Source organism: Flavobacterium sp. (assembly GCF_041392005.1).
GTDB lineage: Bacteria > Bacteroidota > Bacteroidia > Flavobacteriales > Flavobacteriaceae > Flavobacterium.
The window spans coordinates 67,571-90,788 of the sequence record NZ_JAWKMX010000006.1 but is presented as its reverse complement, the minus strand read 5'-3'; the positions used below and the strand labels follow the sequence as shown (position 1 = coordinate 90,788).

General features: G+C 32.4%; 20 protein-coding genes and 1 pseudogene. 6 read left to right on the top strand and 15 right to left on the bottom strand.

What is annotated here, in order from left to right:
• A pseudogene (locus tag R2808_RS05170) lies at positions 1 to 161 on the top strand (tRNA (adenosine(37)-N6)-threonylcarbamoyltransferase complex dimerization subunit type 1 TsaB); the annotation flags it as partial.
• 2 nt (positions 162 to 163) lie between these two features.
• On the opposite strand, the gene R2808_RS05165 reads toward R2808_RS05170, so the two are convergent.
• Together R2808_RS05165 and R2808_RS05160 are read right to left on the bottom strand one after the other, a co-directional pair.
• Positions 164 to 976 (bottom strand): mechanosensitive ion channel family protein, encoded by an 813-nt coding sequence (locus R2808_RS05165; protein ID WP_371269894.1) that lies wholly within the window; start codon positions 974 to 976, stop codon positions 164 to 166.
• 95 nt (positions 977 to 1,071) lie between these two features.
• The gene (locus R2808_RS05160; protein ID WP_371269893.1) at positions 1,072 to 1,272 is read right to left on the bottom strand and encodes a dodecin family protein; all 201 of its coding nucleotides are present in this window, start codon (positions 1,270 to 1,272) and stop codon (positions 1,072 to 1,074) included.
• Between the two features lie 161 nt (positions 1,273 to 1,433).
• Between R2808_RS05160 and R2808_RS05155 the strand changes: the two genes are divergently transcribed.
• The 3 genes from R2808_RS05155 to R2808_RS05145 all read left to right on the top strand — a co-directional run bounded on the left by R2808_RS05155 (position 1,434) and on the right by R2808_RS05145 (position 8,004).
• Positions 1,434 to 3,671 (top strand): anion permease, encoded by a 2,238-nt coding sequence (locus R2808_RS05155; protein WP_371269892.1) that lies wholly within the window; start codon positions 1,434 to 1,436, stop codon positions 3,669 to 3,671.
• Positions 3,672 to 3,797: 126 nt separating this feature from the next.
• Entirely contained in the window at positions 3,798 to 7,445 is a 3,648-nt protein-coding gene (locus tag R2808_RS05150; protein ID WP_371269891.1) for a TraB/GumN family protein, read from the top strand.
• A complete protein-coding gene (locus R2808_RS05145) occupies positions 7,432 to 8,004 on the top strand; it encodes a DNA-3-methyladenine glycosylase I (RefSeq protein ID WP_371269890.1) in 573 nt (190 codons plus the stop codon). The genes R2808_RS05150 and R2808_RS05145 overlap by 14 nt, the downstream gene beginning before the upstream one ends.
• Before the next feature lie 150 nt (positions 8,005 to 8,154).
• On the opposite strand, the gene R2808_RS05140 is transcribed toward R2808_RS05145, so the two are convergent.
• From R2808_RS05140 to R2808_RS05120, 5 genes are all read right to left on the bottom strand, one after another.
• Complete coding sequence (locus R2808_RS05140; RefSeq protein ID WP_371269889.1) at positions 8,155 to 8,808, bottom strand: hypothetical protein; 654 nt, start codon at positions 8,806 to 8,808, stop codon at positions 8,155 to 8,157.
• A gap of 131 nt (positions 8,809 to 8,939) precedes the next feature.
• On the bottom strand, positions 8,940 to 9,575 hold the full coding sequence (gene aat, locus R2808_RS05135; RefSeq protein ID WP_371269888.1) for a leucyl/phenylalanyl-tRNA--protein transferase: 636 nt from the start codon (positions 9,573 to 9,575) through the stop codon (positions 8,940 to 8,942).
• A 113-nt stretch (positions 9,576 to 9,688) separates the two neighbouring features.
• The gene (locus R2808_RS05130; RefSeq protein ID WP_371269887.1) at positions 9,689 to 10,063 is read right to left on the bottom strand and encodes a DUF3127 domain-containing protein; all 375 of its coding nucleotides are present in this window, start codon (positions 10,061 to 10,063) and stop codon (positions 9,689 to 9,691) included.
• A 12-nt stretch (positions 10,064 to 10,075) separates the two neighbouring features.
• A complete protein-coding gene (locus R2808_RS05125; protein WP_371269886.1) occupies positions 10,076 to 10,951 on the bottom strand; it encodes a flavin reductase family protein in 876 nt (291 codons plus the stop codon).
• A gap of 124 nt (positions 10,952 to 11,075) precedes the next feature.
• Positions 11,076 to 11,756, bottom strand: a complete 681-nt coding sequence (locus R2808_RS05120; protein ID WP_371269885.1) for a hypothetical protein — start codon at positions 11,754 to 11,756, stop codon at positions 11,076 to 11,078.
• 51 nt (positions 11,757 to 11,807) lie between these two features.
• Here R2808_RS05120 and R2808_RS05115 point away from each other — a divergent pair, with 51 nt between their 5' ends.
• Positions 11,808 to 12,581 (top strand): DNA/RNA non-specific endonuclease, encoded by a 774-nt coding sequence (locus R2808_RS05115; RefSeq protein ID WP_371269884.1) that lies wholly within the window; start codon positions 11,808 to 11,810, stop codon positions 12,579 to 12,581.
• Between the two features lie 5 nt (positions 12,582 to 12,586).
• Here R2808_RS05115 and rodA read toward each other — a convergent pair whose 3' ends face one another.
• The 6 genes from rodA to purH all read right to left on the bottom strand — a co-directional run bounded on the left by rodA (position 12,587) and on the right by purH (position 19,771).
• Positions 12,587 to 13,843, bottom strand: coding sequence for a rod shape-determining protein RodA (gene rodA, locus R2808_RS05110; RefSeq protein WP_371269883.1), 1,257 nt, complete (start codon positions 13,841 to 13,843; stop codon positions 12,587 to 12,589).
• A gap of 9 nt (positions 13,844 to 13,852) precedes the next feature.
• The gene (mrdA, locus tag R2808_RS05105; RefSeq protein WP_371269882.1) at positions 13,853 to 15,748 is read right to left on the bottom strand and encodes a penicillin-binding protein 2; all 1,896 of its coding nucleotides are present in this window, start codon (positions 15,746 to 15,748) and stop codon (positions 13,853 to 13,855) included.
• Positions 15,745 to 16,251: a rod shape-determining protein MreD gene (mreD, locus tag R2808_RS05100; RefSeq protein ID WP_371269881.1), complete on the bottom strand. Its 507-nt coding sequence runs from the start codon at positions 16,249 to 16,251 to the stop codon at positions 15,745 to 15,747. The genes mrdA and mreD overlap by 4 nt, the downstream gene beginning before the upstream one ends.
• Positions 16,251 to 17,075, bottom strand: coding sequence for a rod shape-determining protein MreC (mreC, locus tag R2808_RS05095; protein ID WP_371269880.1), 825 nt, complete (start codon positions 17,073 to 17,075; stop codon positions 16,251 to 16,253). Before mreC ends, mreD begins: the two co-directional genes overlap by 1 nt.
• 11 nt (positions 17,076 to 17,086) lie before the next feature.
• On the bottom strand, positions 17,087 to 18,115 hold the full coding sequence (locus tag R2808_RS05090) for a rod shape-determining protein (RefSeq protein ID WP_371269879.1): 1,029 nt from the start codon (positions 18,113 to 18,115) through the stop codon (positions 17,087 to 17,089).
• Between the two features lie 102 nt (positions 18,116 to 18,217).
• The gene (gene purH, locus R2808_RS05085) at positions 18,218 to 19,771 is read right to left on the bottom strand and encodes a bifunctional phosphoribosylaminoimidazolecarboxamide formyltransferase/IMP cyclohydrolase (protein WP_371269878.1); all 1,554 of its coding nucleotides are present in this window, start codon (positions 19,769 to 19,771) and stop codon (positions 18,218 to 18,220) included.
• 131 nt (positions 19,772 to 19,902) lie between these two features.
• Here purH and R2808_RS05080 point away from each other — a divergent pair, with 131 nt between their 5' ends.
• Positions 19,903 to 21,153: an ABC transporter permease gene (locus R2808_RS05080; protein WP_371269877.1), complete on the top strand. Its 1,251-nt coding sequence runs from the start codon at positions 19,903 to 19,905 to the stop codon at positions 21,151 to 21,153.
• A 53-nt stretch (positions 21,154 to 21,206) separates the two neighbouring features.
• Here R2808_RS05080 and accD read toward each other — a convergent pair whose 3' ends face one another.
• Both accD and fbaA read right to left on the bottom strand, forming a co-directional pair.
• Positions 21,207 to 22,061, bottom strand: a complete 855-nt coding sequence (gene accD / locus R2808_RS05075) for an acetyl-CoA carboxylase, carboxyltransferase subunit beta (RefSeq protein WP_371269876.1) — start codon at positions 22,059 to 22,061, stop codon at positions 21,207 to 21,209.
• Positions 22,062 to 22,123: 62 nt separating this feature from the next.
• Positions 22,124 to 23,191 (bottom strand): class II fructose-bisphosphate aldolase, encoded by a 1,068-nt coding sequence (gene fbaA, locus R2808_RS05070; RefSeq protein ID WP_371269875.1) that lies wholly within the window; start codon positions 23,189 to 23,191, stop codon positions 22,124 to 22,126.
• Between the last annotated feature and the right edge of the window lie 27 nt (positions 23,192 to 23,218).

Sequence of the window (23,218 nt, the reverse complement as noted above, 5' to 3'; positions counted from 1 at the left end):
ACGTTTTAACAGATAAAAAGTTTAATTTTTATCCAGAAATTGTTTATCCGTCATCTAAAGAAATGGTTGCATTAGCATTTGATAAGTACAAAAAAAGCGACTTTGAAGATGTCGCTTATTTTGAACCTTTTTATTTAAAAGATTTTATTTTAAACGGTTAATGTTACCCTTTTTTCTGTATTTCTACTTGGTGTGGGTACGGAATTTCTATATTAGCCGCATCGAGAGCTAATTTAACATTTTCGGTAACTTCAAAGTAAACATCCCAATAGTCTTCGCTTTTGCACCAAGGACGAACAGCAAAATTAACCGAACTATCTGCCAGTTCTGTTACTGTAACAGCTGGCGCCGGATTTTTTAAAACTTTTGTATTTGAGGTAAGAACGTTCATTAAAACGTCTTTAGTTTGTTTAATATCGGCATCATAACTTACTCCAAAAACTAAATCTACTCTACGTGTTCCTTCGGTACTGTAATTAACAATATTTCCGTTCGATAAAGCTCCGTTAGGAAGAATAATTTCTCGGTTAGTTACACCTACAAGTTTTGTGGTAAAAATATCAATTTCTTTTACAACGCCTATTTCGCCTTGCGCTTCAATCAAGTCGTTTACTTTAAAAGGTTTAAAAATCATAATTAAAACGCCACCCGCAAAATTCCCTAGCGAACCTTGTAATGCCATACCAACAGCTAAACCAGCAGCGGCAAGAATAGCTGCAAAAGAAGTGGTTTCTACACCTAATTTTGCTAAAATAGCTAAAACTAAAAGTATTTTAAGTGTCCAGTTTAAAAGGTTTAATAAAAATTTTTGTAAACTAACTTCTAATTCTTTTTTAGTCATTATTTTTTGAGCAGCTTTAAGTATTTTTTTAATAATCCAGCTACCAATTATATAAATAACAATGGCGCCCAATACTTTTATGCCATATTCTACAGCAATGTCAATTCCTTTTGAGGTTAATTTTTCAATGTCCATATATTAATTTTTAACTTTTTGCAAAGATACATTATCTGTTTTACACAAAAAAACCTGTATTTAAACAGGTTTTTAATACGCATACAAAAATATGTTTAATCTATTTCAAATGTAATTTTTACATTTACTCTAAATTCAGAAACATTGCCATCTTTTACAGATGCACTTTGTTCTTGAACATAAACCGAACGAATGTTTTTTAGCGATTTTGCTGCTTGTGCCACAGCTTTTCTTGTAGCATCTTCCCAGCTTTTTTCTGAGTTAGCTAATACTTCAATAACTTTTAATACTGCCATTTTTTGTTTTTTAATTATTAATACTTCAATAAAAACCCAAGATAAGAAGAATTAAAAACATATCAAAATTAGAATAGGTTCTTTGCTTAATTTGGTAACAATAAATTAACACTTGTTTTATAATTAATTAAGAATTTTGCACAAAATTTAAATACCACAAAATGGAACAAATTTATATTGTAATGCTAATTGCATTAGGTGTTTTAGCAGCTATCGATTTAATGGTTGGTGTGGCGAACGATGCTGTTAATTTTCTAAATGCAGGAATAGGCTCAAAAGCAGTTCCGTATAAAACGTTAATGATAGTAGCGAGTATAGGTGTTGCCTTAGGAGCTTTGTTTTCTAGCGGTATGATGGAAATTGCGAGAAGTGGAATTTTTGTGCCAGCTATGTTTACTTTTGATGATGTAATGATAATATTTTTGGCCGTAATGGTTACCGATATTTTATTGTTAGACATCTTTAATTCGTTAGGTTTTCCCACTTCTACAACGGTTTCTATAATCTTTTCGTTGCTTGGTGGTGCGGTAAGCTTAGCATTGTATAAAATAGTAACTAACGATGGCGATACAGCATTGCTGTCTTCTTATATTAACACGGCAAAAGCTTCCGAAATTGTTACCAGTATATTACTTTCAGTAATCATTTCATTTACTATAGGTGCATTAGTAATGTATTTGTCGCGTATTGTTTTTTCGTTTCATTTTGAAAAAAGAACAAAATATTTTGGAGCTATTTTTGGAGGATTAGCCATTACTTTCATTTCGTATTTCATTCTATTTAAAGGAATAAAAGGCTCTTCTTTTATGACTGATGAATTAAAGGAAATAATGAAGACCAATCAGGTTTATATAGTATTAGGAAATTTTATTTTGTGGACTATTGTTTCTCAAATATTAATTGCGCTAAAACAAAATATTTTTAAAATTATAATAGTTGTAGGAACTTTTGCGCTAGCATTAGCCTTTGCAGGTAACGATTTGGTAAACTTTATTGGTGTACCAATTGCTGCGCTTCAATCGCACGATATATATGTGGCAGGAGGAAAAGACGCTACCATGTTAATGGGGCAATTAGCATCGACCGAATTAAAAGCTAATTTTTGGCTCCTTTTATTAGGTGGCGCTATTATGGTTTATACGTTATGGACATCTAAAAAAGCAAAAGAAGTAATTAAAACAGGTGTAGATTTATCGCGTCAAAGCGAAGGTTCAGAAAAGTTTGATGCCAATAATTTATCGCGAATAATAGTACGAGGAAGCATCTACATAGGTCAAATATTCAACTACATAATGCCAAAAGCATTAGAAATAAAAATAGACAAACAGTTTGACCAACGCAAATATAAAAAGAAAGAAGAGCAACCCGCTTTCGATATGGTTCGTGCATCGGTAAATTTAATGGTAGCTAGTATATTAATTGCAATAGGAACATCGTTAAAATTACCGTTATCAACTACTTATGTAACCTTTATGGTGGCAATGGGTACATCGTTTGCCGATAGAGCTTGGGATAGAGAAAGTGCTGTTTACCGTGTAGCAGGTGTTTTTAACGTAATAGGCGGGTGGTTTGTTACCGCATTTGCAGCTTTTACAACCACTATGATTTTAGCATTTTTATTAAAAATAGGAAAAGTATTTGCCTTTGTTGCACTAATGATTATAGTAGGAATAACCTTATATAAAAGTGGAAAAAATTACTTGGCAAAACAAAAAGAAAAAGAAGATGAAGAAAAACTAAAGCGCGAAGATATTGCTACTATAAAAGAAGTAATTTTTGAAAGTTCAACCCAAATTGCAAAAGTAATAGGTAAAGTAAACTCACTTTATACAGATGTGGTTAATAATTTAGGATTACAAGATTTAAGCAAACTAAAAGATAACAAAAAGAAACTTAAAAAACTAGAAAAACAAGTTGACGATTTAAAAGGAAATGTTTATTATTTTATTAAAAATCTAGAAGAAACTTCGGTTGAAGGAAGCAAGTTTTACATTCTAATTTTGGGCTATTTGCAAGATATTGTTCAATCTATAGGTTTTATTACAACAAACAGTTACTCGCATGTTAACAACAACCATAAAGGCTTAAAATTTAATCAAATAAAAGATTTAAAACAAGTAGATTTACAAGTAAGCCAATTGTTTAAAAGAGTTCAAGAAAGTTTTGAAAACAATGAATTGCATAATCTTTCTGAAATTCTTAAAGAAAAAGAAGAATTGTTAAATGCTATATCAGAATTAATTCAAAAACAAATTGAACGAATTAGAACTACAGAAAACAGTCCTAAAAACAGTAAACTTTATTTTGGTTTATTATTAGAAACAAACGATTTAATAAAAGCAACTATGAGTTTATTAGAACTATTTCAAGATTTTGAGCAGTACGCAAAAAATAAATAATTTCAAAAAAACAACGCTAAAAAACAGCTTACCACACGTAAGCTGTTTTTTTATAAAATAAACTGCAACAACAATTTTTATATTTCATACTTTTTAGATACTTTTAAAAATCTAAAAAATAAAAGTTTGAAAAATATACTACTATTTGCATTTATCGTTTTGTCAACTTGTATGGCAGCACAAAACGAAAACACTTTATTGTGGGAAATAACAAAAAATGAGAATTCAAAAAAATCGTATTTATATGGTACCATGCACGTTAATGATAAAATTTCGTACCATTTAAACGATCGGTTTTTCGAAGCTTTACAAAATGTAGAAGTTGTAGCTAACGAAAGCGATCCAAGAACATGGCACGATTTGTACGATTTGTTTTATGCCAATAACAGCTATAATTACAATAGTTTCTATTCGCAATTTTACTTGTTATCGCCTAAAAAAAATAATTTACTCGAGTTGTTTAAAGCCAATTCTTCGTTTCTGCAAAATATGCTTTCGGGCAATAATGCTTCTAGTTCCGATTACCAAGAAGACACCGTTTTAGATATGTTTATTTTTCAAACGGGCAATAAATTAGGAAAAACAAACACAGGTTTAGAAGATGTAATAACATCGTACACGCCTATTTATAAATTGAATAACGAAGAAGCCATGCCCGAAGAAGAAAAGCGTGCTCTTTTACTTAAATTTTTGAAAGATAAAACCTTTAATGAAGCGTTAAAAGACTTGTATCGCGATAAAAATATTCAAAAACTAGATTCGCTATACAAATTATCGGTTTCTAAAAAAGCACACGACGCCGTTATTGTAAATCGAAATATAGATATGGCTAATGCAATGGATAAAATTATGCAAAACAAAACCTTGTTTGCAGCTGTTGGCGCGGCACATTTAGCAGGTAATAAAGGCATGATACAATTGTTAATAGAAAAAGGATATACCGTAAAACCTGTTTTTGCTTCTTTAACCGATGTAGGTACTAATTTAAAAAACAAATTTGAATCGCTTTTGCCAGAACCAGTATTAGAAAAAAATCAAACAAACGACGGATTTATACAGTTTAACGCAAACGCCATTACATTTACCGATAATAATACCATAAGCTCGCCCGATTATACTAGTGGCGCCAATTTTAAGATAAATAGAATTTTGCACCATAACTTTTTAAAAGAAAAAAATCCTATTACTGCCCAAACAATCGATAGCTTGTTTTTTGAAAATATTCCTGGCACAACATTATCTAAAGATTTTACGGAAACTGATTTTATTAAACAATATGCCATTTCTAGTAAAACAAAAACAGGAAACCATCAGCAATATAATTTTTATATAACACCATTAGAAGTGATTTCAATTACGCTTATTGGACCAAAAAATTATGCAGCACTATATAAATCTAATTATTTCGATGTACTTAAAATGAAAACAACATCTGATAAATGGATAAATTATAAGCCCGAAAACGGTGGTTTTTCAGTAGAGTTACCCGAATATTACGTAACCCATACCGACGATGATTTTCAAAATATTTCGCTTCAAGCATTCGACGCCTCGCAGAATAGTTATTATTTTGTAATAGAAAAAACATTGCCCGATTCCGAATATTTAGAAGATATAGAATACGAAAAACAACAAATTCAAACCGAATTTTTATTGCAATACGCTGTAGAACCTAAGTTTACAACGATAAATAACGAACAAATAGGAACAGCTACCCTAAAAAATGGCAATACCATTGCACTAGTAACCAAAGTTAAAGGTGCAAAATATTATCTTTTAGGTTGTGTAAATACTTCCGAAGATTTTAAAAACAAGTTTTTTAACTCATTTGCATTTCAACCTTTTAATTTTTCGGAAGATTTTAGAGATTATACCGATACCGAAAACACTATTAGTATGACAATTCCGTATAAAGAAAACAAAGTGTATTTCTACAATATGGATAAAAATAGAGTAAAAGAAAAAAACCAGTTTTCTCAAAAAACAAAATACTATCAAATTAAAAGTAAAACCGGACAAAAAGTTGATGTTTACTATACAAAATACCATCGTTACGAATACAAAAAAAACATAGACAGTATGTATAACGATTACAGGCAAAAAGCACTTTATCGTTATACACCATTAACAAGAACTAGCGATTATAGCTACGAAACGTATCCATCGGGTTGTATTTTAGGCGAACTGAGTTCAAAAAAAGGATTTCAAAGTTCTAAATGGATTGAAACTTTGTATAATTTTAACCCAAAAGAAAAATACGAATACAAAATGTTAGCCGAAAACCAATCGTACAACAACGAAACAGGCGAACACAAATTTTCGTATTTAGTTAGTTGTGACGAGTGTTTACAAGCTATTAAAACCGAAGTAATTTTTAAAAACGACGCCAGTGTTTCTGCAAACGCATTAGTCGATAAAAACGATTTTAAAAGCAATACATTTGCAAACAATGTTTTAGCTTCAATACAATTACAAAACCAATCGGGTAACTCACTTTTTACAAACAAATGGCAAACTTTTGTAAACGATGCCAATAGCAATAACGACAGTATTCGCTACTCGGCATTAAACTCTACTTATTATTTAACCATCGAAAAAGAAAATGTAACAAGTGCTATTAAATTCTTAAAAGAGTTTACTTTTAAACCAAACGAAGCCAATTCTAAAAGTAATTTATTGTACAAAATAGCCAGCATAGAAAGCGAAGAAATAATGCCGTTTCTCGATGCGTATTATAGAAATAGTGCCACATCAAACGAAGATAAATTTTTAATATTACGCTACCTATCGTCTCAAAAAACTAAGAAAGCTTACGATAAAATTTTAGAACTTTTAGAATACGATTTGCCACTTTCGGCAAACGAATATGAAGTAACTAGCTTGTTTGAATATTTTGAAGAAGACCTAGAAAACAGTAAATTTTTATTGCCAAAAATTATGGCATTTTATAGTATTCCCGAATACAATAAGCCTATAGTTAGCTTTTGTTCGGCAGTTACAGAAGCGTATCCGGCATATGCTAATAAAATAAAATCGTACCAAAAAATGTTTTTGGCAAATGCAAAATTAGAATTAAAACGAATGGTTAGTTGGATTGATACCAACCAATCGTATGCCGAAGAAGAAGACGAAGAGTACGACCAATTTGAGTATTTACCCGATGAAGCCGTTTTGTCGTATATGAATATTCTGTATAAAGACGCCAAAAAAAATAAATCGGAATCATTTTTTAAACAAATACAGCAAACCGAAGCACCATCGTTAGCAATAGAAATGATGCGTTTAGCAAGTGTACACAATCGTTTTTCGGAAGAAGATTCGAACCGTTATGTAAACAATCCTAAAACTGCATTTTTGTGGATGTTGTTGCAAAACAACACATTTGCTAAAACCGATGAACAAATAGCTACACTAGCCTTGCATAATTTTTACAGTAAAAAAGCAAACGATAGTATAAGTCTTTTGCATACCGAAACGGTTTTTAAAAACGATAAAAAAGTAAAATTCTTCTTTTTTAAAATAGCCGAAAAAGAACCAAAAAACTACGAAAATTCGTTAGCCAGTTTAGCGTTTATTTATACCAAAAATAATACTCTAAACATAAATGCGTACAATTATTTTGGCGAAGACCTATACGATGACGAGGAAAAACTACCCGAAATTTACAAACAAATTATAGAAACTAACACTAACCAAAACAGACAGCGAGCTAGTTTTGTAAACAAAAACGAAACCAAATTGCCACCTGTTTACGATTATTATGACGATTACTAAAAACGAAAAAAAGCGCTGTGCTTGGTGCGAAAAAGACGATTTATATCGCAATTACCACGATAACGAATGGGGAAAACCCGTGTATGACGATGAAACTATTTTCGAGTTTTTAGTGCTCGAAACCTTTCAAGCAGGTTTAAGTTGGTACACGGTTTTAGCAAAACGTGAAAACTTTAGAAAAGCTTTCGACAACTTTGATTGTAAAAAAATTGCTCAGTATTCCGATACAAAAATAGCAACGCTTTGCGAAGACGCTGGAATTATTCGCAATAAACTAAAAATAAAAGCTACGGTAACCAATGCACAAGCTTTTATGAAAGTGCAAGAAGAGTTTGGCAGTTTTTCGAAATACATTTGGGGTTTTGTAGGGGGAAAACCTATAGATAACCAACCCAAAACGCTAGCTGATGTACCTGCTACAACCGAAATTTCCGACAAACTGAGTAACGATTTAAAAAAACGCGGTTTTAAATTTGTAGGCTCAACGGTTGTGTACGCACACATGCAAGCCACAGGTATGGTTAACGATCATGTAATGGATTGCTGGACGAGAGAGTAGTTAGTGTAATGTGTTCTAACGGTTGGCGGTATGAAACGTTGGGGATTTTGGAGCAACTTCACTATCAAGGTAAAACGAACTTTGATGCGAGAACCGAGGCTCGAATAACCACTTCTACCCCAATGTTTTATGACCGCGTGTTAGCAAAAGTTATTTTTTGAAAATCATGGAATTTATTGATTCTAAAAGAATTTCCTTTTGTTCATCAGAAATATATGATACCATCACATTGAAACTAAATCCTTTTAATACGGTCGAATAATACGTCTGCTTAATTTCAAGACCCATATAGTTCAAACGAGCATCCATTTTATAAAAATCAGACTCATTTATCTTTTCTTTCTCAAATTTTTCTGATAGATAATCATATTTAAATTGTCCTTGTTGCATCATTCTTCTTGCTTGAAATAAATAATCACTTCCATTTTTTATTCCTGGCGCATTTTTCATACTCTCAGCAACAATCATGATATTTGGATTATACTCAACTGCTGAACCTAATTCATATTGAAACACAGCTAATAAATTCGCTGTATTTATCTCAGATGCTTTAATTACTGCTTGCATATTTTCGTCATCTCCTGCTATTAGTTTTTTTCCAGTATTTGCGATATTTTCAGTCTGTTCTTTTGATTGTACAATCCAATCAACTGGCAATTTAATCTTAAAGTCAAAATAATCATTTTGATAGATCCCATTTTCTACATGCCCATAATCAAAATTGTCAGGTTGTCCATTACCGTTACAACTTGATAACATAATGATTGTAAAAATAAATCCTAAAGTTTTAATTGAAATTTTCATATTCTTAATTTTTTATTGATTTGTTTCTTGACTTTGCAATGTCCCCTATAATTTTTGCTAACTAATAAATAATCGTATTACGATTATTTATCCAAAAATTATTAAAGTAAATATAACAAACTTTTTAAAAATTACCCTTTCAAAATTGCCAAAAAATCGTCTCTATCAATTTCTACACAGCCTAAACTTGCTAAATGGTCGTTATACACTTGGCAGTCTAATAATTTGTAGTTGGCTTTTTCAAGCTGTTTTGCCAAATAAATAAACGCTACTTTACTAGCGTTTGAAATTTTAGAAAACATACTTTCGCCACAAAAAATACGACCTAAATCTACGCCGTATAAACCGCCAACTAGTTCTCCGTTTTGCCAAACTTCAACGCTTTTAGCAATGCCTAATTTGTTGAGGTTGCAATAGGCTTCGAGCATTTCGTTGGTTATCCAAGTATCGGTTTGGTCGTTGCGGTTAATTTTTTTGCATTGGGTAATTACGTCTTTAAAAGCGGTGTTAAACGTAACCTTAAATTTATTTTGGTTGAGTACGTTTCGCATGCTTTTCGAAATTTTTAAATCTTCAAAAAACAATACCATTCGTTCTGGCGGACACCACCACAAAATAGGTTCATCGTCGTTAAACCAAGGAAAAATTCCGTTTTGGTAGGCTAGTAGTAAGCGTTCAGGCGATAAATCGCCACCAATAGCTAAAATGCCTTCGGGCGAGGTTTCTTCTGCTGGAGGAAAATAGAGTTCTTTGGTAAGAAAATACATTTTTTCAGATAATAGAGAATAGAACTCAGAAAATAGAATATTTTAAATACAAAAAGCCATTTAGTAGTAAAACTATAAAATGGCAATTGTTATTCTATTCTCTTTTTTCTAAATTAAAAAGGTAAATCGTCGTGCTCTTCTTCGTTAAAATTGGTTGCGGGTTCAAAAGCATCGGCTGCTGGCATTGGCGGCACTTGTGTTGCAGGCGCATCGGTTTGCATTTTTTCTATTCGCCAGCCTTGAATCGAGTTAAAATATTTGGTTTCGCCTTGTGGGTTTGTCCATTCTCTACCTCTTAAATTTATAGAAACTTTAACCTGTTCGCCTACATTATATTGGTTTAACAAGTCGGTTTTGTCTTGCGTAAACTCAATCATTAAATGTTGTGGATATTGTTCTTCTGTAGTAACTACTAATTCTCTTTTTTTAAACGATGCGGTAATATTTTGTACATCGCCAATCATTTTAATTCTTCCTGAAACTTCCATCTTCTTTTGTTTTTATTGTTTTGCTAATAGTGTTTTCCAAGCGTTTAACACTTCGTTGTTATCTAAATATTTTTTGGCTAATTCCATTTGATTTTTAAAATCATCTGAACTTAAAACGGCTTTTATTGAAAAGTTTTCTTTTACAAATTGTGCAACTTCTTCTTCGGTAGGAATGGTTTCAATATTGCCTAATTTCCCTAAATCGTTTCCGTTAAAAGTAGGATTTTCTTTTACAAAATCGGGCACATTATCAACCCCAATTCCTAAAGTTGCTAGTGGTTTTTCAATTTCGAAAAAGCCTTCTTTTGCTCGGGTGTACCAGTTTCCACCGCAACGTGCTACTAAGTCTATTTTGTAAGGATCAATAACGCCGTTTTCGTCTAAAATAGCTTCGTCAAGATGAATTTTAACCACTTCGCAAATGATTAAGTTACCAGCGCCACCTTGATCGCCAAGTGCAATAATATCGTTTACTTTACATTCGAACTGAACAGGGCTTTCGGCAACACGAAAGGGTTTTACAAAATCAGATTGTAACATGGTTAAACCCGATTTTTCAAATTCGTTTACGCCATCTGGATATTCGGTACTCGACAACGACATTTGTTCTACTATGTCGTAATTAACCACATTAATGACTACTTCTTGTGTTTTTTGGCAGTTGATTAAAGTGTGTTTCGTAGTATTGTTTCGCACTCTACGAGCTGGCGAAAAAACTAAAATTGGCGGGTTTGAGCTAAATACGTTAAAAAAGCTAAAAGGCGATAGGTTAGGTAAGCCGTTTTCGCTAATGGTACTGGCAAAGGCAATAGGACGCGGTGCTATAGCACTTTGCAAATAGCCTTGTAATTTTGCCGCAGAAACTTCTTTTGGATTTATTGATACCATAAACTAAGTTTTGTACAAATATAAAAATTTGAAGTTAAAAATATAGCTTGTACTTCTGTTTTATGTTGGCTATTATATTGTTTTTTTAAAAATAAAAAAGGGACTTTTAAAAGTCCCTTTAAATTTATTTTAATCGTTCTAAATTTCGTTGTGCTTTGTTTAAATCGGCGTTTAAATCGTTAAGTTGTTGCTCTTTTTTAGCAATTTTATCGAGCCATTTTGCTTTATCGTTAGGCGAAAGCTTTCCTTTTCTATCTAACTTTTCCATTTTGCTTTTAGTTTCGGCTAAATCTTTTGTTTTTTTATCTATTTTATCGTGAACTTTTTCAACTTTATCGTCAGCTTTTTCTATTTTCGATTGTAATTTTTCGGCTTTCTTTTGTTCTTTTTCCGCTTTTTTTCGAGCTTTTTCAGCGGCTTTTCGTTCTTTTTCTGCAGCTTTTCTTTCTTTGTCGGCGGCTTTTCGTTCTTTTTCTGCGTTTTTTAAAGCAGCTTTACGGTCTTTTTCTTCTTCCTTTTTTTGTTTTTCAATTTCTTTACGTTCTTTTTCCTCTTGCTTTAAGGCTTTTTCCTTTTCTTTTTCTGCTCTTTCTTTTGCTTTAAGTGCTTCTTCTTTTTCTTGTAACGCCTGTTTTTTTTCGACTTCTAATTGTGCTATTTTTACCGCTTTTATAGAATCGTTACGCTTAATCATTTCGGCAGTTAGTACTGTGTTTTCTTTTGTTGAAGTTGCGTTTTCTTGCTCTTGTGCTATAGTAATACTAGTACTAATTAATGCTAATAATGTTATAAATTTTGTTTTCATTTTAATTGAATTAATTACTTTTACAAAAATACAACAAATAATACGCCAAAAATGAAATTTAGAATACTAATAGCTGTAGTTTTTTTTCTACAATTAGTTGCTTGTAAGGAAGTTGTAAAAGATAATACATTTGATAATGCTACTACAACAACTGGTGTTTTTAATTATTTGCCAGAATCTACTACACATGCAGTTTATGAGCATACTGGATATACGCTTTCGTATGCCGAAAATTTTGAACAAGCAGAGTGGGTTGCTTACGAATTAAATGACTCCGATTTAAAAAATGTAAATTATAATAGACCTTATTTTGAGGTTGATGAAATGGTAAAAACTGGAGCAGCACATTGGCGCAATTATAAAAAATCGGGTTATAATAAAGGACATTTATGTCCAGCGGGCGATAGAAAAAAGAATTTCAATTTGTATGAAGAAACTTTTTTAACTTCAAATATAGCACCGCAAACTTATGAGTTTAATAGTGGTGTGTGGAATAGATTAGAGCAAAAAGTAAGATACTGGGCAACAAAATATGACGGTTTGTATGTGGTTACTGCAGGAGTATTAACCCCAGATTTGCCTACTATTGGATATGAGAATGTTGCAGTGCCTAATTATTTTTATAAAGTATTGCTTACTAAAGATAAAAAGCGAATGATAGGCTTTTTAATACCTCATAAAGACTCTAACAAGCCGCTTTATAATTTTGTAGTTCCTGTGGATACTATCGAAAAGCTAACAGGAATTGATTTTTTTCCAGAATTAGATGATGCCTTAGAAAATAGGTTAGAAGCTGCCTCAGATTATAAAGGCTGGAGTTTTTAAGTTTATTACCATTCGTTTATTTTGTTAGCATCTAACTTTACAAAAATAAACAGCATTATAGTAAACGCCCATAAGCTTGACCCGCCGTAAGAGAAAAAGGGTAGCGGTACACCAATGGTTGGGAATAATTTAATTAACATAGCAATATTTACAGCAAAATGCGTAAATAAATAAGTGGCTACACAGTAACCGTATATTCTACTAAAGTCTGTTTTTTGGTGTTCGGCCAAATATAAAATGCGTAAAAATAGTAATGTAAAGAGTACAATTACGGTAACAGAGCCTAAAAAGCCCCATTCTTCGCCAATTGTAGTAAAAATATAATCGGTGTGTTGCTCTGGAACAAAGCCGCCTTTGGTTTGTGTGCCTTCTAAATAGCCTTTACCGGTTAACCCGCCAGAACCTATAGCAATCATAGATTGATGAAGATTATAACCTTCTTTTTTTAAGTTAACATTTTTGCCTAACAATACATCAATTCTATCTTTTTGATGCGCTTCTAACACATTGTTATAAATGTAATTTATAGAATATGAAAAAATTGAAATAATTAGTACTAAACCAATATACAAAAATGGGTTTCTAGAAATTTTTCGATTGTTTATAAAGTGTAAAAATGCTATAAGAGCAAAACCAATAACAATATAAATAGGATTAATAATAAGTGCTAAAATAAATATGCCAACAGCAACAAAAGCCGAAATGATGTACCAACTAGGCAAACCCTCACGATTTAAAACAAAAATTAAGGAAAAGAAAATCATGGCACTTCCCATATCGGGTTGTAATAAAATTAAAAAAACAGGTAATCCTATTATGGCAAATGCAATTAATTGTTGCTTGGTGTTTTTTAAATCTACTTGCGAAAAACTCAAGTATTTTGCTAATAACAAAGCGGTTACAGTTTTTACAAATTCTGAAGGTTGAAAACTAAACCCACCAAAATTATACCAGTTAGTTTGTCCTTTTACAGTGTGCCCAAATACAAAAAGCCCTAATAAAAGTAAAATACCGATAGCATAAAAAACAAAAGAAAGACGTTCGAAAATTTTCGCATCGAGTAACAGCATAAAAAACACTAGAGGAAAGCAAAGCGCAATAAAAAGAAGCTGTCGTCCGTAGTTTTGGTTAATATCAAAAATAGAAGCACTTTCCGAAACCATAGTTGTAGAATATATGGTTGACCACCCTATTGCTACTAATGCAATGTATAGCAGTACAACTATCCAATCAATTCCTTTATTTACACTACGGGTTCGCATTGCTTTTTATTATAATTTTATTTGTGGAATACTATCTATAATTTTTTTTGGTTCTGGAAAACGCTGGTAAATAATGTTTTCAATTTTTTTATACTCGTCTTCTAAACTTCCATTTAACATTTTTTTCTCTAAATCTTTTCGAGTAATTTTTCCTTTAAGATATTTTTCTACCATTAAAGTAGCAATGGGGCCAGCCCATCTATTTCCCCAATATCCGTTTTCAACAAAAACTGCAATGGCAATTTTAGGATTATCTTTAGGTGCAAAAGCCACAAAAATAGAATGATCTTTTAGTTGATAGGTTTTTCCAGCAACGCGTATTTTGTTTTCGGCAGTTCCTGTTTTTCCGCATATTTGTAAGCTATCAACTTTTAAAGATGATGCTGTTCCTCTGTTATACACATCGGCTAATCCTTCAATTACAGGATCGAAATACTTTTCGTTAATTAATACTTTATTTTTAGTAACAAATTTTTTATCAATAGTGTCGCCTTTAATACTTTTAACAATGTGCGGTGTGTAGTAATATCCTCTGTTTGCAACTGCCGCCATCATATTAGCTAATTGTATAGGTGTGGTTAAAATTTCACCTTGGCCAATGGAGTTTGAAATAATGGTATTGCCATTCCACCTACCATTTGGATAGTAGTGGTTGTAGGTTTTAGCGGTAGGCACTAACCCTCTTGCGCCTATAGGCATATCGGTACCTAAAAACTGCCCTAGTCCAAAGCTTTTTACTTTTTCTGCCCATTTGTTAACACTAGTGGCCGATGTTTCGTATTTGTCTATTGTACGTTTAAAAACATTGGCAAAATAAGTATTGCACGACAAATAAATTCCGTTGTTTAATCGGGAAACACCAGCGTCGTGGCATTTCATAAACGCACCTCTGCCGTAATAAAAACCGTGGTGGCAAACAAAGCCCGTTTGTTCATCTATTACTTCTTCATCTAGACCAATTAAGCCAGTAATAATTTTAAATGGAGAACCTGGCGGATATTGCGCCTGTAATCCTCTGTCGTATAATGGTTTTGCAATTGAATCGTGATATAGTTTGGTATAATTGCCAGATCGTTGCCTTCCTACTAGTAAGGCAGGGTCGTAAGTAGGAGCAGAAACCAATGCTAAAATTTCGCCTGTTTTCGGCTCTATGGCTACTATTCCGCCGCGCTTGTTAATCATTAATTCGGTTCCGTATTTTTGCAATTCGGCATCAATAGTTAAAACTAAATCTTTACCATTTTGTGCTATAGTATCGTATTTTCCTTCTTTATACGACCCAATAACTTTATTGTGTTTGTCTCGTAAAAGGTATTTAACACCTTTAATGCCTCTTAAAACTTCTTCGTATTGCTTTTCAATTCCTTGTTTGCCTATTAAGTCGCCATTGTTGTAATATGAGTTTTCTTGAATTTCGCTATAACTTGCTTGCGCAATAAAACCAAATATATTAGCACCATAATCTACTAAGTAGTCTCGTAATGCTCGTTTTTGGGTGTAAAATCCTTCAAATTTTCGTTCTTTTTCTTGAAAAGCGGCATATTCTTTTTTGTTTAATTGCGAAATAAATACCGAAGGTAAAATGGGGCTGTATTTTTGAGCTTTTTCTATTTTGTTTATAAATTCTATTTTATTGATGCCTAGTAAGTTGCAAAATTCTATGGTGTCAATGTTTTTTATTTCTCGAGGTACTACCATAATATCGTATGAGGGTTGATTGGCTACGAGTAACGTATTGTTTCTGTCGTAAACATAGCCTCTTTCGGGAAATTCATACACCTTTTTAATAGCATTATTTTCGGCTTTTAATTTTAAAGAATCATCTACCACTTGTAAATAGAATAACTTTACAAGTAAAATTAAAGAAATGCTAATAATTATTATAGGTAGTAATAATTTTCTCATCTTTTACTTGACTTTATTAGGAAAATAATAAGTAAACTAACTAAAAATGTAGCTAACGAAGTTAAAAGTGTTTTTGTAATAATTTCGACAAACAAGCTTATGCGGAAATATTCTAATCCAAACAATAAAAAGTGATGTAGTACTATTGCTATGATTAATAATGTAATTCTTTCTGTTGAAAGTTTATCGGATAATTTAATAGTTTGATGCTGGTAGCTAAAACCAAACGAAAAACGAAAAAGATTAGGGCGAATATACGCTAAAAAAGTTGAAGCAAAAGCGTGAATTCCAGCCGAATTACTAAACATATCAATTAATAGTCCTAGTAGAAAACTGCTTAAAAGCAGTAAAAATTTGTTGCCATTTATAGGAAATAACAAAATAAACAAAATATAAGGATAAGGGTTTATATAGCCTAATATATTAATGTTATTAAACACTAATACTTGTGCAAAAAGCAGTACTAAAAATCGAGTTATATTTAATAATACGGTAGTGCTCATTAATGGTTTTCTGCTTCGTTTTCTAGGTTTTGTTTTTCTTTCTTTAGTTTATTGTTTACTATATATACATAGCCAAGCGATGTCATGTCGCTAAACAAACGAACATTTATAGTATAATAATTTGTTTTGGTGTTTAAATACACTTTATCAATTTTGCCAATGGGTAAATTTTCAGGAAAAATTTCTGAATCGGCACCTGTTACTATAGAGTCACCTTTTCGTAATTCGGCTAGTCTAGGAACATCAATAAGTTGTGCGTAACCAACGTTTTCTCCGTCCCAAATAAGCGTGCCAAAGTGGTTGCTATTTTTAATTTTAGCATTAATTTTAGATTTAATATTTAAAACACTTTGAACGGTTGCATAATTTTTTGAAGTTTTTTCTACAATACCCACTATTCCTAAATCGTTAAAAACGCCCATATCGGGTTTAATGCTGTCTGAAGTGCCAATATTTAATGTTAAGTAATTTTCTAAGGTGTTAAACTCGTTTTTAATAACCTTTGCTTTTATAACGCTAAACTGTTCTTTGTGGTTTTCAAATTCACTTGTTTTTTTTATTAAAGTATCGGGTTTGTTAAAAAGCAATTCTTTTAAACGTGCATTTTCGTTAGCTAATTGTAAATTTTTTTCTTTTAAGCTTAAATATTGATTGGCTTCATTTACGGTTTCATATACAGAACCCGAAACGGCGTTAGCCGAATTTATATACTGGCTTCTATGAAAAGAATGCGATTTTAAAATAAGAGAAAAGCTTATTCCTATAAGCAGCAAAAACAGCAAACGATAGCTGTTTTTTATAAAAAAAAGAATAATTTGCTGCATGAATAATTAGCTTATTTTATTAAGATAGCTTTATATTTACTTAAGTTTTTAAGGGCAATACCAGTGCCTCTTACTACGGCTCTTAACGGATCTTCTGCAATATAAACAGGTAAATCTGTTTTTAACGAAATACGTTTGTCTAAACCTCTTAGCATTGAACCACCACCTGCTAAATAAATACCAGTATTGTAAATATCGGCAGCTAGTTCTGGAGGTGTTTGCGATAATGTTTCCATTATTGCATCTTCAACGCGCTGAATAGATTTGTCTAATGCTTTTGCAATTTCTCTATGTGAAATATCTACTTGTTTTGGTTTTCCAGTTAACAAATCTCTACCTTGAACAGCCATTTCTTCAGGAATGTTGTCTAAATCTTCTAAAGCGGCTCCTATTTGAATTTTTATTTTCTCGGCAGTAGTTTCTCCAACAAATAAATTGTGTTGCGTTCGCATATAATAAATAATATCATTAGTAAACACATCGCCTGCAATTTTTACCGATTTATCGCATACAATACCACCAAGTGCTATAACGGCAATTTCGGTTGTACCACCACCTATATCCACAATCATGTTTCCTTTAGGTTGCATAATATCTACACCAATACCTATAGCGGCTGCCATAGGTTCGTGAATTAAATATACTTCTTTTCCGTTTACACGTTCTGCCGATTCTTTTACAGCACGCATTTCTACTTCGGTAATACCCGATGGAATACAAATAACCAAGCGTAAAGCAGGTGTAAAAAGTTTTTTCTTTAATGCTGGAATACTTTTTATAAATAATTGAAGCATTTTTTCCGACGCATCAAAATCGGCAATTACACCATCTTTTAATGGGCGAATCGTTTTTATGTTTTCGTGGGTTTTCCCTTGCATCATATTGGCTTCTTTACCTACTGCAATTATTTTTCCCGAAATCCTATCTCGGGCTACTATAGACGGGCTATCAATAACCACTTTGTCGTTATGAATAATTAAGGTATTTGCAGTTCCAAGGTCTATTGCGATATCCTCGGTCATAAAGTCGAAAAATCCCATATTGTATGCTTATAAATTGAGGTTATTTGTACTAACCCACAAAAGTACATAAAAAAAGTATAGCTAAGCAAATTCTTTGGGTAAAGATTGCAGACATTTTTTTTAATGTTTAAAATGACGAATTCCTGTAAAAACCATACTCATTTTATGATTGTTACAATACGTAATGCTTAATTCATCTTTAATAGAACCACCAGGTTGAATTACCGATTTTATTCCGGCATTGTTTGCTATTTCAACACAATCTGGAAATGGAAAAAAAGCATCGCTAGCCATAACAGCTCCGTTTAAATTAAAATTGAAATTTTTTGCTTTTTCAATTGCTTGTTGTAGCGCATCAACTCTAGAGGTTTGTCCTGTTCCCGAAGCACATAATTGCTTGTTTTTTGCTAGTACAATTGTGTTCGATTTTGTGTGTTTGCATATTCTTGACGCAAATAATAAATCGTCAATTTCCTTTGTTGTAGGTGTGCTTTCTGTAACGGTTGTTAAATGTTCAATCGTATCGGTTATGCCATCTTTATCTTGAACTAAAATACCATTTAAGCAAGTGCGTACTTGTTGTGTTGGCAGCTCAATATTGTTTAAAACTAATAGAATTCGGTTTTTCTTTTCCGAAAGTAACTGTATTGCAGCAGCATCAAAAGAAGGTGCAATAATTACTTCACAAAAAAGACTATGAATTTCTGAAGCAGTTGCTAAATCTATTTTTCCATTCGCAATTAAAACACCACCAAAAGCAGATGTTGGATCGCCAGCTAAGGCATCAATATACGCTTGTTGCATTGTTTTACGAGTAGCTAATCCGCAAGCGTTGTTATGTTTTAAAATAGCAAATGTAGGGTCATCGTTTTTAAATTCGTTTATTAAATTAACAGCAGCATCAACATCGAGCAAATTATTGTACGACAATTCTTTCCCGTTTAATTTAGTAAATATAGCATCAAAATCGCCAAAGAAAAACCCTTTTTGATGTGGATTTTCGCCATAACGCAATGTTTGTCCATTGGCGAAACTAGCTTTATAATAGTTTTGTTTATCCAATTCGTTAATGCTCGAATCATCAGTATTGAAATAGTTAAAAATAGCGGTATCGTAATTTGATGAAACGTGGAAAGCTTTAGTGGCCAAAAAACGTCGTTGTTCTAATGAAATTGCACCATTATTTTGAAGGTAAAAATTTAAAAACAACGAGTACTCGTCAACTGAAGCTACAATGGTTGTATCTTTAAAGTTTTTAGCAGCAGCACGTATTAAAGAAATACCACCGATGTCGATTTTTTCAATACTATCGGCTTCGTTTGCTCCAGAAGCTACTGTTTTTTCAAACGGATATAAATCTACAATAACCAAATCGAGTTGTGGAATATTATATTCTTCCATTTGTTCCACATCGCTTTCGTTGTCTTGTCGGTTTAAAATGCCTCCAAAAATTTTAGGATGTAAGGTTTTTACACGACCACCTAAAATAGACGGATAATTGGTAACCGATTCTACTGGAACAACAGGAATGTTTAAATTTTGAATAAAAGTTTCGGTGCCACCTGTGGAGTAAATAGTAACGTTGTTTTGGTGTAATGCTTTTACAATTGGCTCTAATCCTGTTTTATCGAATACCGAAATTAGTGCCGATTTAATGGTTTTTGTTGTGTTCATTGTGTTGTTTTTGTTTTGGTAGCAAAAGTAGTTATACTTCTTTTAACAGTCAAACGAATTGGTGCAGGATTTTTCATTTTTTTTGTAACAAATTTTAGGTTCTTTCTACTTATATACAGTAATCATTTTCTATGCTTTTATATTTTAGACTACTTAAAGAAAGTTTAACTTTTGCGCTAAACGCCCTTCGTAATAATAAATTGCGAACCTTGCTTTCGTTACTTGGTGTTACCATTGGTATTTTTTCTATTATAGCGGTTTTGGCTGCAGTAGATTCTATGGATAGAAAAATAAAAGATAATTTAAGCGGAATGGATATGAATACAATTTATTTGTTCCGATATTCTTTTGGGCCAAATGATGTGCCGCGATGGAAACGCGAACAATTTCCAGATGTTACTTACGATGAATATGAATTTTTAAAACGCAATGTAAAAAACTTAGATAAAATTACATTTAGTTTGTTTACCAAACGCGAAAATTTAAAGTACGAAAGTAATACAGTAAGTTCTATCAGTATTAATCCTACAACCGATGAGTTAGTTGATATTGACCCTATAAAAATAGAAAAAGGACGTTTTTTTAACGAATCGGAATCGAACTCTGGAAGTGGTGTAATTGTTATTGGTAGCGAAGTCGCAACAGGTTTATTTGGCGAAACCGATGCTATTGGAAAACAAATTCGATTATACGGACAAAAATTTACCGTTATAGGTGTTTTAAAAAAGCAAGGCGATTCTATGTTTGGGCCAAGTGCCGATGTTTCGGTTTATATTCCTGTAAATTTCGTAAGAAGAATGTATGGCGACAACAACAATATGTTTACACCTATTATTAACATTAAACCACAAAAAGGAGTTGATACCGATGAATTTAATGCAGAAGTTACCTATAAATTAAGAAACTATAGAGGTGTTAAACCTGGCGAAATAAACAATTTTTTCTTAAATGTTTTAACTGGTTTTACCGATTTTATTGATAATATTATTGGGCAAATGAATATGATTGGTTGGATAATTAGTGGTTTTTCGCTTTTAGTGGGTGGTTTTGGTATTGCCAATATTATGTTTGTATCGGTAAAAGAACGCACTAATTTAATAGGTATTCAAAAGGCGTTAGGCGCAAAAAATCGATTTATTTTATTTCAATTTTTGTTTGAAGCCGTAATTCTTTCTGTAATTGGTGGAATTGTAGGAATGCTGCTCGTTTGGCTATGTGCATTGGGCTTAAGTGCGGCACTCGATTTCGAATTTATTCTTAGCGTTCAAAATATTATTTTAGGTGCGGGCGTTTCGGCTTTTATTGGTTTAATCTCAGGAATAATTCCTGCAATATCGGCTTCTAAACTCGATCCTGTTGAGGCTATTAGAACAGGAATGTAATTGTATAACATAATTTTATATAACAAAAAAGCAACCTTATGGTTGCTTTTTTACTATCTAATGTCTTTATTTTCTATTAAATCAATATACAAATTAATTTTGTTTTTTAAGTCTTTTCTGTGTACAATAAAATCTAAAAAACCGTGTTCTAAAACAAATTCAGAAGTTTGAAAACCTTCTGGTAAATCTTTACCTGTTGTATCGCGTACTACACGAGGACCAGCAAAGCCAATTAAAGCACCAGGCTCGCCTATGTTAATATCGCCCAGCATAGCATACGAAGCGGTTGTTCCTCCTGTTGTAGGATCGGTACAAAGCGAAATGTAAGGAATTTTAGCTTCTGCTAATTGTGCTAATTTTGCCGATGTTTTTGCTAATTGCATAAGCGAATAAGCAGCTTCCATCATACGAGCACCACCCGATTTCGAAATCATAACAAACGGAATTTTCTTTTTGATAGAATAATCAATAGCACGAGAAATTTTTTCGCCCACCACGGCGCCCATTGAACCACCAATAAAAGCAAAATCCATACAAGCCACAACCAAATCTTTACCTTTCGATTTCCCTACTGCAGTGCGTATGGCATCTTTTAGTTTTGTTTTTGCCGTTACTTCCTTTAAGCGATCTTTGTATTTTTTAGTGTCTTCAAATTTTAAAGGATCTTTAGAGGTAATATTTTCGTTTAATTCTTTAAATTGATTATCGTCAAATAAAATTTGAAAATATTCGTTACTGCCTATTCTAACATGAAAATCGTCTTCTGGGCTAACCCAAAGGTTTTTAGCTAGTTCTTCGGTATCAATAATTTTACCAGTTGGCGATTTGTACCAAAGTCCTTTTGGTACGTCTTTTTTTTCTTGAGTAGGAGTTGTTATTCCTTTTTCTTTTCTTTTAAACCAAGCCATAGTTTATAATTATGAATTACAAATTATGAATTATGAATTATTAAAATTCTGTAATTCGTATTTTATAAAGTGTTTACGTTGTTTAAATCGGCAAATGCTTGCGCTAATCGTTCGTTAAAAGTTATTTCACCTTTTCTAACCCAAACACGCGGGTCGTAAAACTTTTTATTTGGATTATCTGCACCGTCTGGGTTGCCTATTTGTGTGCGTAAATAAGCTACATTATCTACCATATAATCGCGTATTCCTTCGGTAAATGCAAATTGTAAATCGGTGTCAATATTCATTTTTATTACACCATAGGAGATTGCTTCACGAATTTCTTCTAATGTAGAACCCGAGCCGCCGTGAAATACAAAATCGATAGGATTGCTAGCGGTATTGTAGTTTTTTTGAATATATTCTTGCGAATTTTTCAAAATTTTTGGGGTTAGCTTTACGTTTCCGGGTTTGTAAACACCGTGTACATTTCCGAAAGCGGCTGCTATAGTAAATCGAGGGCTAATTTTCATTAACTCTTCATAAGCATAGGCTACTTCTTCGGGTTGTGTATATAATTTTGAGCTATCAACATCAGAATTATCTACTCCGTCTTCTTCGCCTCCAGTAATACCTAATTCAATTTCCAGTGTCATACCCATTTTGCTCATTCTTTCTAAATATTTTTTAGAAATTTCTAAATTTTCTTCAATAGGTTCTTCCGACAAATCTATCATGTGCGAGCTAAATAAGGGTTTACCCGTTTCGGCAAAGTGTTTTTCAGAAGCATCTAATAAACCGTCTATCCAAGGCAATAATTTTTTAGCGCAATGGTCGGTATGAAGAATTACTGTTGCCCCGTAGGCTTCTGCTAGTGTATGTACATGTTTAGCTCCGGCAATAGCACCTAAAATTGCTGCTTGTTGGTTATCGTTAGCTAATCCTTTTCCTGCGTTAAAAGCAGCGCCACCATTAGAAAATTGAATAATAACTGGTGCATTTAGTTTTGCAGCTGTTTCCATAACACCATTTAAAGTACTTGAACCTACAACGTTTACAGCGGGTAGTGCAAATCCTTTTTCTTTAGCATAATTAAAAATTTCTTGAACTTGATTGCCAGTAGCAACTCCTGGTTTTATGTTATGACTCATTTTGAAAAATATTTATTGAAAAACAAA

Excerpts from the sequence above, each read along its gene's own strand:
- R2808_RS05165 (WP_371269894.1), bottom strand. The coding sequence starts at position 976 with ATGGACATTGAAAAATTAACCTCAAAAGGAATTGACATTGCTGTAGAA.
- R2808_RS05160 (WP_371269893.1), bottom strand. The coding sequence starts at position 1,272 with ATGGCAGTATTAAAAGTTATTGAAGTATTAGCTAACTCAGAAAAAAGC.
- R2808_RS05155 (WP_371269892.1), top strand. The coding sequence starts at position 1,434 with ATGGAACAAATTTATATTGTAATGCTAATTGCATTAGGTGTTTTAGCA.
- R2808_RS05145 (WP_371269890.1), top strand. The coding sequence starts at position 7,432 with ATGACGATTACTAAAAACGAAAAAAAGCGCTGTGCTTGGTGCGAAAAA.
- R2808_RS05140 (WP_371269889.1), bottom strand. The coding sequence starts at position 8,808 with ATGAAAATTTCAATTAAAACTTTAGGATTTATTTTTACAATCATTATG.
- aat (WP_371269888.1), bottom strand. The coding sequence starts at position 9,575 with ATGTATTTTCTTACCAAAGAACTCTATTTTCCTCCAGCAGAAGAAACC.
- R2808_RS05130 (WP_371269887.1), bottom strand. The coding sequence starts at position 10,063 with ATGGAAGTTTCAGGAAGAATTAAAATGATTGGCGATGTACAAAATATT.
- R2808_RS05125 (WP_371269886.1), bottom strand. The coding sequence starts at position 10,951 with ATGGTATCAATAAATCCAAAAGAAGTTTCTGCGGCAAAATTACAAGGC.
- R2808_RS05120 (WP_371269885.1), bottom strand. The coding sequence starts at position 11,756 with ATGAAAACAAAATTTATAACATTATTAGCATTAATTAGTACTAGTATT.
- R2808_RS05115 (WP_371269884.1), top strand. The coding sequence starts at position 11,808 with ATGAAATTTAGAATACTAATAGCTGTAGTTTTTTTTCTACAATTAGTT.
- rodA (WP_371269883.1), bottom strand. The coding sequence starts at position 13,843 with ATGCGAACCCGTAGTGTAAATAAAGGAATTGATTGGATAGTTGTACTG.
- mrdA (WP_371269882.1), bottom strand. The coding sequence starts at position 15,748 with ATGAGAAAATTATTACTACCTATAATAATTATTAGCATTTCTTTAATT.
- mreD (WP_371269881.1), bottom strand. The coding sequence starts at position 16,251 with ATGAGCACTACCGTATTATTAAATATAACTCGATTTTTAGTACTGCTT.
- mreC (WP_371269880.1), bottom strand. The coding sequence starts at position 17,075 with ATGCAGCAAATTATTCTTTTTTTTATAAAAAACAGCTATCGTTTGCTG.
- R2808_RS05090 (WP_371269879.1), bottom strand. The coding sequence starts at position 18,115 with ATGGGATTTTTCGACTTTATGACCGAGGATATCGCAATAGACCTTGGA.
- purH (WP_371269878.1), bottom strand. The coding sequence starts at position 19,771 with ATGAACACAACAAAAACCATTAAATCGGCACTAATTTCGGTATTCGAT.
- R2808_RS05080 (WP_371269877.1), top strand. The coding sequence starts at position 19,903 with ATGCTTTTATATTTTAGACTACTTAAAGAAAGTTTAACTTTTGCGCTA.
- accD (WP_371269876.1), bottom strand. The coding sequence starts at position 22,061 with ATGGCTTGGTTTAAAAGAAAAGAAAAAGGAATAACAACTCCTACTCAA.
- fbaA (WP_371269875.1), bottom strand. The coding sequence starts at position 23,191 with ATGAGTCATAACATAAAACCAGGAGTTGCTACTGGCAATCAAGTTCAA.